Origin of the sequence: Pseudoalteromonas sp. MQS005, from assembly GCF_001661605.1 — a bacterium.
In the GTDB taxonomy this organism is placed as follows: Bacteria; Pseudomonadota; Gammaproteobacteria; order Enterobacterales; family Alteromonadaceae; genus Pseudoalteromonas; species Pseudoalteromonas tetraodonis.
On the sequence record NZ_LYRQ01000002.1, the window covers coordinates 19,479 to 31,088 of the forward strand.

Below are 11,610 nucleotides of genomic sequence, written 5' to 3' on the forward strand. Positions count from 1 at the left end.
TTTAAAGAATAACCGCTGATTACCAGCCTGTTTTTTCTTTAAGTGCTTTACCGATATCAGCCAGTGAACGTACAGTTTTTACGCCCGCAGCTTCTAATGCAGCAAATTTCTCATCAGCAGTACCTTTACCGCCTGCGATGATTGCGCCAGCGTGACCCATACGCTTACCTTCTGGTGCAGTAACACCAGCAATGTAAGAAACAACAGGTTTAGTTACGTTAGCTTTGATGTACTCTGCAGCTTCTTCTTCTGCAGTACCACCAATTTCACCAATCATTACGATTGCTTCAGTTTGGTCGTCTTTTTCGAACATTTCTAAAACGTCGATAAAGTTAGTACCTGGGATTGGGTCGCCACCAATACCAACACACGTAGACTGACCAAAACCAGCATCTGTAGTTTGTTTAACTGCTTCGTACGTTAAAGTACCAGAGCGTGAAACAATACCTACTTTACCAGGCTTGTGGATGTGACCAGGCATGATACCAATCTTAGTCTCACCAGGAGTGATAACACCTGGACAGTTAGGACCGATCATACGTGTACCTGTTTGATCTAGTTTAACTTTAACGTCAACCATATCAAGTGTAGGAATACCTTCAGTAATACAAACAATTAGCTCGATGCCCGCATCGATTGCTTCTAAGATTGCATCTTTACAAAAAGGTGCTGGTACGTAGATAACTGATGCAGTTGCGCCAGTTGCTTCTACAGCATCACGTACAGTGTTAAATACTGGAAGACCAAGGTGCGTTTGACCGCCTTTACCTGGGCTTACACCACCAACCATTTGTGTACCGTACTCAAGCGCTTGCTCTGAGTGGAAAGTACCTTGACCACCAGTGAAACCTTGACAGATAACTTTTGTATCTTTATTGATTAATACAGACATTATTTGCCCTCCGCAGCAGCAACAACTTTTTCAGCCGCGTCTGTTAATGATTCAGCAGCGATGATGTTTAGATCAGACTTAGCAAGTACTTCACGACCTAGTTCAGCATTAGTACCTTCTAAACGTACAACTACTGGTACGTTTACGCCAACTTCTTTAACTGCACCAATGATGCCTTCTGCAATCATGTCACAACGAACGATACCGCCGAAGATGTTAACTAAAACAGCTTTAACGTTGTCATCTGAAAGGATAATTTTGAATGCTTCAGATACACGCTCTTTAGTCGCGCCGCCACCAACATCTAGGAAGTTAGCTGGCTTGCCACCGTGTAGGTTTACGATGTCCATAGTACCCATTGCTAGGCCTGCACCGTTAACCATACAACCTACGTTACCATCAAGGGCTACGTAGTTAAGCTCGAAGCTTGCTGCGTGAGCTTCACGCGCATCTTCTTGAGATGGATCGTGCATTTCACGGATTTTAGGTTGACGGTAAAGTGCATTACCATCGATACCGATTTTACCATCTAGACAGTGAAGGTTACCTTCATCTGTGATTACTAGCGGGTTGATTTCAAGTAATGCGAAATCGAAATCGTTGAACATATTACCAAGACCCATGAAGATCTTAACAAACTGTTTCATTTGCGTTGGGTTAAGACCCAATTTAAAACCAAGCTCACGTGCTTGGTAAGCTTGAGGACCTACTAATGGATCGATCTCAGCTTTGTGGATAAGTTCTGGTGTTTCTTCAGCAACAGTTTCAATTTCAACGCCGCCTTCAGTAGACGCCATGAACACAACTTTACGAGAAGCACGGTCAACAACAGCACCTAGGTACAGTTCGTTAGCGATGTCAGTACAGCTTTCTACTAAAATTTTAGCAACTGGCTGGCCTTTCTCGTCTGTTTGGTAAGTAACTAGGTTTTTACCTAACCAGTTAGCTGCAAACGCTTTAACTTCGTCGATAGTTTTAACTAGCTTTACACCGCCAGCTTTACCACGTCCACCTGCGTGAACCTGAGTTTTAACAACCCACATATCGCCGCCAATCTTTTCAGCAGCTGCTGCAGCTTCTTCAGGTGTATCGCAAGCGAAACCTTGAGAAACTGGTAAACCATATTCGGCAAAAAGTTGTTTTGCCTGATACTCATGCAAATTCATGATGCTTTATCCAATTTTTTATATTAAAAGAGTTGAATATTTATGCAAATAAACAACTATCCCAAATTGCGTGCCTAGTATAGATCTCATGGCGCTACATGAAAACCCCAGTATGACCATAGGCACAAAAAAAAAGCTGTGATTTTAACTCACAGCTTATATTTCATACTACTTAATTAAACATCCAGCAGTAAACGTGTTGGATCTTCAAGTAACTCTTTAATTGTTACTAAGAAACCAACTGATTCTTTACCATCGATTTGGCGGTGATCGTAAGATAACGCTAGGTACATCATAGGTAAGATTTCAACTTTACCATTTACAGCCATTGGACGATCTTGGATTTTGTGCATACCCAAAATTGAAGACTGCGGTAAGTTAATAATTGGAGTAGATAGTAACGAACCGAATACACCACCGTTGGTGATAGTGAAGTTACCGCCGGTCATATCGTCAAGCGTTAGCTTACCATCACGACCTTTAAGCGCTAGCTCACGAATACCCTTTTCGATTTCTGCAACAGATAGCTTGTCACAGTCTTTAAGTACAGGTGTTACTAAGCCACGAGGTGTAGAAACAGCAATGCTGATGTCGAAATAGTTGTGGTAAACAATATCATCGCCGTCAATTGATGCATTTACATCTGGGAAACGCTTTAACGCTTCAGTCACTGCTTTCACGTAGAAAGACATGAAACCTAAACGGATACCGTGGCGCTTTTCAAATACTTCTTGGTACTGCTTACGAAGATCCATGATAGGCTTCATGTTAACTTCGTTAAATGTAGTTAACATTGCAGTAGAGTTTTTCGCTTCAAGAAGACGATTCGCAATTGTTTTACGTAAACGTGTCATAGGCACACGTTTTTGCGTGCGGTCACCCATAGGTGATGCTGGCGCTGCTTCAGCTTTTGCTGCTGGCGCAGGTGATTTCAAGAATTGATCAACATCTTCTTTAGTCACACGACCATTTTTACCTGAACCTTTGATTTTTGATGCATCAAGGCCTTTCTCAGCAATTAAACGACGAACTGATGGCGTTAACACATCTGAACCCTCGCTTGAGCTTTCTTCTTTGGCTGCTGGTGCATCCGCTTTTGCGTCAGATTTAGCGGGTGCAGCGCCTGCTTTTACTTTACCAATTACTTGCTCACCAAGAACAGTATCGCCTTCGTTATGAATGATTTCACCCATAACGCCGTCTTCTTGGGCAACCACTTCAAGTACAACTTTATCTGTTTCAATATCAACCAAGTTTTGGTCGCGTGTTACCGCGTCACCTGGTTGAACATGCCAAGTAGCAATTGTTGCATCTGCAACTGATTCTGGAAGTACAGGTACTTTAATATCCACTTCTTTACCTTCTGATGCTGGTGCTGATTGCGCCGCCGGCGCGTCTTCTGATTTTTCTGATGCTGAGCTATCTTCTTTTGGCTCTTTACTTGGTGATGCTTCTTGCGCATCACCAATTAAACCGATCACTTGGTCACCAAGTACCGTAGCACCTTCTTCTTGTGAAATTTCAGTGATTACACCGTCATTTTGTGCAACCACTTCTAAAACCACTTTGTCTGTTTCAATATCTACTAAGTTTTGGTCACGGCTTACTCTGTCGCCAACACTTACATGCCATGTAGCAACGGAAGCATCTGCAACCGACTCAGGAAGAACAGGAACTTTAATTTCTGTGCTCATTGCTTATCCTTTCTTTTCTATAGTAAGCGCGTCGGCAACGAGCGCTTGTTGTTCTTTAGTATGTACTGACATATATCCACATGCAGGAGATGCTGATGCCTTACGGCCTGCATATTTCAATTTTGCACCTTGTGGAATTGCATCAACAAAGTGATGTTGTGAACAGTACCAAGCGCCTTGGTTTTGCGGCTCTTCCTGACACCACACAAAATCAGTAACGTGTTGGTAACGTTCAATAATTGCTTTCATTTCGTCATGTGGGAACGGGTAAAGCTGCTCAACACGAACAATTGCAATATTGTCTTGCTCAAGTTTACGACGTTCTTGTAATAATTCGTAGTAAACTTTGCCGCTACAAAATACAACACGTTCTACTTTCTTAGCATCAATCTCATCAATTTCATCAATGATATTGTGGAACACACCTTCAGATAACTCTTCAAGTGTCGATGTTGCTAATGGATGACGTAATAACGATTTCGGTGTCATTACAATCAATGGACGACGCAGTGGTCTAACTGATTGACGACGTAACATTGCGTACACTTGCGCCGGTGTTGATGGCACACATACTTGCATGTTGTGATCAGCACAAAGCTGTAAAAAGCGTTCTAGACGAGCTGAGCTGTGCTCTGGACCCTGACCTTCATAGCCATGAGGTAACAAACACGTTAAGCCACATAAGCGACCCCACTTTTGCTCACCTGAACTTAAGAACTGGTCAAATACCACCTGTGCACCATTAGCGAAATCACCAAATTGTGCTTCCCACAATACTAATGAGGTCGGCTCTGCAGTTGCATAACCATATTCAAATGCTAATACCGCTTCTTCAGACAGTACTGAGTCGAACACTTCAAACGTACCTTGATCTTCACTAAGGTTCTGTAATGGTAAATACGTTGCACCATCTTTTTGACTATGAACAACCGCATGACGGTGGAAGAAGGTACCACGACCTGAATCTTGTCCAGTTAGACGAATATCAGTGCCTTCAGCTGCAATAGTTGCATACGCTAAAGTTTCTGCCATACCCCAATCAAGTGGTTTTTCGCCAGCAGCCATTGCTTTACGATCATCGTATATTTTTTTAACACGAGATTGTGCTTTGTACTCTTCTGGGTAACTTGCAACTATGTTACCAAGTTCTTTAAGCTTTTCTACCGAAACGCTAGCATCGTAATCAACACTCCATTCATGGCCTACATACTTAGCCCAATCTGAAGAGTGTGATGTTTCTGGCTGTATTTCTTCAACAACACAGTTGCCATCGTCTAAACCATTACGGTAATCATCAGCAAGCGCTTTCACTTCATCTTCTGTGAAAGAACCTTCAGAAATCAGCTGATCCGCGTAGATTAAACGAGGTACTGGGTGTTTTTTAATTTTTTGGTACATAATTGGCTGTGTAGCGTTAGGCTCATCAGCTTCGTTATGACCATGGCGACGGTAACAAACAAGGTCAATCACAACGTCACGTTTAAACTGATTTCTAAAATCAAGCGCGAGTTGCGTTACAAAAGCAACCGCTTCAGGATCGTCAGAGTTTACGTGGAAAATTGGCGATTGAACCATTTTTGCGATATCAGTACAGTAATCAGTTGAGCGTACATCGTCTTTTTTACTTGTTGTAAAACCAACTTGGTTATTAACAACAATACGGATACTACCGCCACAACTAAATGCATTAGTTTGCGATAAGTTAAACGTTTCTTGAACAACACCCTGACCTGCAATTGCTGAGTCGCCGTGGATAGTGATTGGAAGTGCTTTGCTGCCTGTTTTGTCATTAAGACGATCAAGACGTGCACGCACAGAGCCCATAACCACCGGATTTACGATTTCTAAATGCGACGGGTTAAACGCAAGTGCCATGTGCACGTTGCCACCTTTAGTCGCGAAATCTGATGAATAACCCATGTGGTATTTAACATCACCTGAGCTTAACGTTTCTTTGTGCTTGCCAGCAAACTCATCAAAAAGTTCTGATGGATTTTTGCCTAGCACATTAACGAGAACATTTAAGCGACCACGGTGGGCCATACCAATAACGGCTTCTTTTTGGCCACTTTCACCGGCACGGTGAATAAGCTCTTTTAACATAGGCACTAACGCATCGCCACCTTCAAGTGAGAAACGCTTAGCACCCGGGAACTTAGCCCCTAAATATTTTTCAAGACCATCAGCCGCTGTTAATCCCTTGAGGATTCGTAGCTTTTCATTTTTATCAAATTTTGGCCTAGACTGAACAGACTCTAAACGCTGTTGTAACCAACGCTTTTCTTCTGTTGATGTGATGTGCATATACTCGGCGCCAATAGAACCACAGTAAGTGGTTTTTAGTGCTTGGTATAACTCACCTAAAGGCATAGTATCGCGGCCAACGGCAAACGATCCTACGTTAAATTCGCGGTCAAAGTCAGCATCCGATAAGTCGTGGTACTCTAGCTCTAAATCTCGTACACGTTCTCGTTGCCAAATACCTAGTGGATCTAGGTTTGCATTTTGGTGTCCACGAAAACGGAAAGCATTAATAAGTTGCAGTACTTTAACCTGTTTAAGGTCGCCACCACTGCCCTCTGCTACCACTACTTCTCTATGCTTGTTTTTAGCAAGCGCCGCAAATTGTGAACGAACTTCTGAATGTTTTACTTCAACATCCACACCATCTACTTTTGGTAACTGTTCGAACACTTCTCGCCATTCTTCTGGCACCGAAGTCGCATCGTCTAAATACGCTTCATAAAGCTCTTCAACATAAGCAACGTTACCGCCGTTTAAATGTGAAGATTCTAGCCATGCCTTCATCACACCTTCGTGCATTTATAAGCCCTTTTTTTTAGCGCAGAAATTAATAGTTATATAACAAGATGGCTAATAAATTATTAGCCATCTTTCGTCTACTAGAAATTAAACCGAGCGGTTTAATAACATAGATTTTATTTGTCCAATTGCTTTGGTCGGATTAAGACCCTTAGGACAAACGCTAACACAGTTCATGATACTGTGGCAACGGAACACACTGAATGCATCGTCTAAGTCAGCTAAACGCTCTTCTGTTGCTGTGTCTCGGCTATCAGCTAAGAAACGGTAAGCATGAAGAAGGCCTGCTGGACCTATAAACTTATCTGGATTCCACCAGAAAGAAGGACACGATGTAGAACAACATGCACATAAAATACACTCGTAAAGCCCATCTAATTTATCACGTTCTTCGATAGATTGAAGACGTTCACCTGCAGCAGGCTCATCATTAATTAGATACGGTTTTACTTTTTCGTATTGAGTGTAGAACTGACTCATGTCAATAACAAGGTCTCGAACAACAGGAAGTCCAGGTAATGGACGTACTACGATTTTACCTTTGCCATTTTTTTGCAGCGTAGATAAAGGAGTAATACATGCTAAACCGTTCTTACCATTCATGTTTACGCCGTCTGAACCACACACGCCTTCACGGCATGAACGACGAAACGATAGTGTAGGATCTTGCTCTTTTAATAGTAAAAGTGCATCCAATACCATCATGTCTTGGCCTTCCTCAGTTTGCAAAGTGTAATCTTGCATACGAGGTGCGTTATCAACATCCGGATTGTAACGATAAACTGAAAATTGTACTTGTGCCATCGTCTCGCTCCTAGTAGGTACGTGCTTTAGGTGGGAAAGCTTCACGTGTTTTAGGCTCGTAGTTTACTTTACGCTTGCTCATTTCATCCGTTACCGGATTAAATACTGAGTGACATAACCAGTTTTCGTCATCACGATCTGGGAAGTCAAAGCGAGAGTGTGCGCCACGGCTTTCAGTACGGAAGTTTGCAGCTACTGCAGTTGAGTAAGCTGTTTCCATTAAGTTGTCTAGTTCTAAACATTCAATACGCATGGTGTTAAAGTCTGATGATTTGTCATCAAGACGCGCGTGCTGTAAACGTTCACGGATTTCTTTAAGTTCAGTAAGACCTGTAGCCATTGAGTCACCTTCACGGAATACCGAGAAGTTAAGCTGCATACATTGTTGTAGGTCTTTCTTGATTTGAACTGGGTCTTCGCCTTGACCAGCTGTTGAGTTTTCCCAACGGTTAAAGCGCGCAAGAGACGCTTCTAAGTCAGACTCTGAAGCCGCTTTAGAAATTTCAACGTCATTTAGGTATTTACCTAAGAAGTTACCTGCTGCACGGCCAAATACAACTAAATCAAGTAATGAGTTACCACCTAAGCGGTTAGCACCATGTACAGATACACAGGCAATCTCACCAACAGCAAATAAACCTTGTACTACTTTTTCGTTGCCAGCAGCATCGATATTAAGTACTTGACCATTTACGTTTGTTGGCACACCACCCATCATGTAGTGACATGTTGGGATAACTGGAATCGGTTCTTTTGCAGGGTCAACGTGAGCAAATGTTTTAGCAAGATCACATACACCTGGAAGACGTAAGTTAAGCGTTTCTTCGCCTAAGTGGTCAAGTTTCAACTTAAGGTGAGGACCCCAAGGACCATCACAACCACGACCTTCACGAATTTCTGTCATCATTGAACGAGCAACAACGTCACGAGACGCTAAATCTTTAGCATTTGGTGCGTAACGTTCCATGAAGCGTTCGCCATCTTTATTTAAAAGATAACCACCTTCACCACGACAACCTTCAGTTACTAGCGTACCAGCGCCAGCTATACCTGTCGGGTGGAACTGCCACATTTCCATGTCTTGCATAGAAATACCAGCACGTGCAGCCATACCAACACCGTCACCGGTATTAATGTGAGCATTGGTTGTTGATGCGAAAATACGACCTGCACCACCTGTCGCTAACACAACTGCTTTTGATTTGAAGAAGGTGATTTCACCTGTTTCAATTTCAATCGCTGTACAGCCTACTACATCGCCATTATCGTTTTTAACTAAATCAAGTGCATACCATTCTGAGAATACATTGGTTTTGTTTTTAACGTTTTGTTGATAAAGAAGGTGTAATAATGCATGACCCGTACGGTCAGCTGCTGCTGCAGTACGCGCAGCCTGTTCACCACCAAAGTTTTTCGATTGACCACCGAAAGGACGTTGGTAAACACGGCCATTTTCAAAACGCGAAAATGGTAAGCCCATGTTTTCTAATTCAGTAATAGCTTCTGGGCCAGTTTGACACATGTATTCGATAGCGTCTTGGTCACCGATAAAATCGGAACCTTTCACGGTATCATACATATGCCATTCCCAGTTATCTTCATGCGAGTTACCTAACGCGACTGTAATACCGCCTTGAGCAGATACAGTGTGTGAGCGTGTCGGGAAAACTTTAGAGATTAGCGCACATGTTTTGCCAGATTCAGTAATAGCAAGGGCAGCGCGCATACCTGCACCACCGGCACCAATTACTACGGCGTCAAATTCACGAACAGAATATTTCACTTAAACACCCCATAAAACGATTAAACCCACAGCTACGTAAGCAACAGCCATTAGGTTTAGTACAAAGCCTAAAAAAGCACGCAATTTAGCGTTCTTTACATAGTCGGTAAGAACCTGCCAAAGGCCGATACGGGTATGAACCATAATGCAAACTAGGGTGATTAACGTTGCCCCTTTCATTGCTAGGTTTGAGAATAGGCCTGTCCAGGCTTCATATGTGACTTCTGGCATTGCTAAAAAATAGCCAATAATAAAGATTGCATACGCGCTGATTATTAATGCCGTTGTGCGTAAAGATACAAAATCTTGTACGCCATCACGTTTAAGAGTTGCTTGATTTAAGACCATATCCACACCCCTGCCAATACAGCAAACACAACGCCAAGTGCCATCGCAATTTTAGCGCTAGTATTGCCTGATTCAAGTTCTTCCCAATGCCCCATATCCATAATAATGTGACGGATACCACCGATAAGGTGATAACCCAATACAGAAAGGGTGCCCCAAGCTATAAATTTGGCAATGAATCCGTTAAACAGACTCTTGACGAATTCAAAACCTTCAGCTGAAGAAAGAGACTCTGACCAAGCCCAAATGACAAACGTTAAAGCAAAAAATAATGCAACACCGGTGACGCGGTGAAAAATTGAAGCTTTAGCCGTTGCCGGCATAGATATAGTTGTTAGATCTAGATTTACAGGTCTTTGCTTTTTCACAGTTACTTGCCCATCTTGCCCGCAGTGGGGCTCATCTACTTGTTTTTCTAAAACCCACCAAATGTTTCTGGTGGAACTATCAAAATAAACGTATTGATACTAATAAAGTTCACTTTTTATGAAAATTATTATGTAAAAAAAAGTTTACCCAAATACAAATTGGTTAAAAACCTCCGTCAGTATATATAGCCGGAGACTCTTTTACAATTCTTGTTTACTTTGAGTCGTTTGCGAATTAGCCAATGGTATAATATTCAATCTATACCGAATATTTATTATACATATGTGCATAATACTTATAAAAATTGACTTTATACCCCTCTTTCACGTTAAAATGTAAAGATGTGCTTAGAATAGATTTTAGAATATAAAAATCAGAATAGTTATCTTAATAGGAGATACATAGATGGCAGATAAGAAAGCCACGGTCCATATTGATGGGCTAGATCCAATCGAACTTCCAATTTATCAAGGTACTGCTGGCCAAGATGTAATTGACGTACGTACACTCGGCTCACATGGTCACTTTACTTATGACCCAGGTTTCATGTCGACTGGTTCTTGTGAATCTACCATCACTTACATCGATGGTGGCAAGGGTGTTTTATTACACCGTGGTTACCCAATCGAACAGTTAGCAGAAAGCTCTAACTACGTTGAGTTATGCTACTTACTATTAAATGGTGAGTTACCAACTAAAGAGCAATACGATGATTTCGCTACAAAAATCACTCGTAGCACTATGCTAGATGAAAAAATCGCAAACTTCTTCCAAGGTTTCCGTTTTGACGCTCACCCTATGGCGATGCTATGTGGTGTGGTTGGTGCTTTATCTTCTTTCTACCATGAAGATCTGGATATCACTGATGCAGTTCAACGTAAAACAAGCGCTATTAAATTAGTTGCTAAGTTACCAACAATTGCAGCAATGGCGTACAAAACAAACATCGGTCAACCATTTGTATACCCACGCAATGACTTAAGCTATGCAGAAAACTTCTTACACATGATGTTCTCTGTACCTGCTGAAGAATACAAAGTAAACCCTGTCACAGCTAAAGCAATGGATAAAATCTTCATGCTTCATGCTGACCATGAGCAAAACGCATCAACCTCTACAGTACGTTTAGCAGGTTCTTCTGGTGCTAACCCTTATGCATGTATTGCTGCGGGTATTGCATCACTTTGGGGCCCTGCTCACGGCGGTGCTAACGAAGCATGTTTAAACATGTTAGAAGAAATTGGCTCAGTTGATCGCATTGACGAATACGTAGCAAAAGCAAAAGATAAAGCGGACCCGTTCCGTCTTATGGGCTTTGGACACCGTGTTTACAAAAACTTCGATCCTCGTGCAACAGTAATGCGTCAAACATGTCATGAAGTGTTAGCAGAGCTAAACATTCAAGATCCATTACTTGATATCGCAATGAAACTAGAGCAAATTGCACTTGAAGACCCGTACTTTGTTGAGAAGAAACTTTACCCTAATGTAGATTTCTACTCAGGTATTATCTTAAAAGCAATCGGCATCCCTACCAGCATGTTCACTGTAATCTTTGCAATGGCACGTACTGTAGGTTGGATCTCACACTGGGACGAGATGCTTTCTCAACCTGGTCATAAGATCAGCCGTCCACGTCAGCTTTACACAGGTGAAACACACCGTGATTATAAAGCAACTGACAAGCGCTAAGCATTAAGTTAGTTTAAAAGGCCGCCTCTGCGGCCTTTT

The 11,610-nt window shown here is 42.1% G+C and carries 9 protein-coding genes; 1 reads left to right on the forward strand and 8 read right to left on the reverse strand.

Features of this window, described 5'->3' with window-relative positions:
- Positions 1–19 precede the first annotated feature (19 nt).
- The 8 genes from sucD to sdhC all read right to left on the reverse strand — a co-directional run bounded on the left by sucD (position 20) and on the right by sdhC (position 9,878).
- Positions 20–892, reverse strand: a complete 873-nt coding sequence (gene sucD, locus A9479_RS01185) for a succinate--CoA ligase subunit alpha (RefSeq protein ID WP_024603036.1) — start codon at positions 890–892, stop codon at positions 20–22.
- Positions 892–2,058 carry an ADP-forming succinate--CoA ligase subunit beta gene (gene sucC, locus A9479_RS01190; protein WP_013465008.1) on the reverse strand — a complete coding sequence of 389 codons (1,167 nt, stop codon included), beginning with the start codon at positions 2,056–2,058 and terminating at the stop codon, positions 892–894. The genes sucD and sucC overlap by 1 nt, the downstream gene beginning before the upstream one ends.
- Positions 2,059–2,234: 176 nt before the next feature.
- Positions 2,235–3,752, reverse strand: coding sequence for a 2-oxoglutarate dehydrogenase complex dihydrolipoyllysine-residue succinyltransferase (odhB, locus tag A9479_RS01195; RefSeq protein WP_064662496.1), 1,518 nt, complete (start codon positions 3,750–3,752; stop codon positions 2,235–2,237).
- Between the two features lie 3 nt (positions 3,753–3,755).
- Entirely contained in the window at positions 3,756–6,575 is a 2,820-nt protein-coding gene (sucA, locus tag A9479_RS01200; RefSeq protein WP_064662497.1) for a 2-oxoglutarate dehydrogenase E1 component, read from the reverse strand.
- A gap of 87 nt (positions 6,576–6,662) precedes the next feature.
- Positions 6,663–7,379 (reverse strand): succinate dehydrogenase iron-sulfur subunit, encoded by a 717-nt coding sequence (locus tag A9479_RS01205; RefSeq protein ID WP_008112091.1) that lies wholly within the window; start codon positions 7,377–7,379, stop codon positions 6,663–6,665.
- Positions 7,380–7,389: 10 nt separating this feature from the next.
- Positions 7,390–9,162: a succinate dehydrogenase flavoprotein subunit gene (gene sdhA / locus A9479_RS01210; protein ID WP_013465011.1), complete on the reverse strand. Its 1,773-nt coding sequence runs from the start codon at positions 9,160–9,162 to the stop codon at positions 7,390–7,392.
- Positions 9,163–9,510 carry a succinate dehydrogenase, hydrophobic membrane anchor protein gene (sdhD, locus tag A9479_RS01215; protein ID WP_013465012.1) on the reverse strand — a complete coding sequence of 116 codons (348 nt, stop codon included), beginning with the start codon at positions 9,508–9,510 and terminating at the stop codon, positions 9,163–9,165.
- Entirely contained in the window at positions 9,501–9,878 is a 378-nt protein-coding gene (gene sdhC, locus A9479_RS01220) for a succinate dehydrogenase, cytochrome b556 subunit (protein WP_076916082.1), read from the reverse strand. Before sdhC ends, sdhD begins: the two co-directional genes overlap by 10 nt.
- A 406-nt stretch (positions 9,879–10,284) precedes the next feature.
- Here sdhC and A9479_RS01225 point away from each other — a divergent pair, with 406 nt between their 5' ends.
- The gene (locus tag A9479_RS01225) at positions 10,285–11,571 is read left to right on the forward strand and encodes a citrate synthase (RefSeq protein ID WP_013465014.1); all 1,287 of its coding nucleotides are present in this window, start codon (positions 10,285–10,287) and stop codon (positions 11,569–11,571) included.
- The last annotated feature ends 39 nt before the right edge of the window (positions 11,572–11,610 follow it).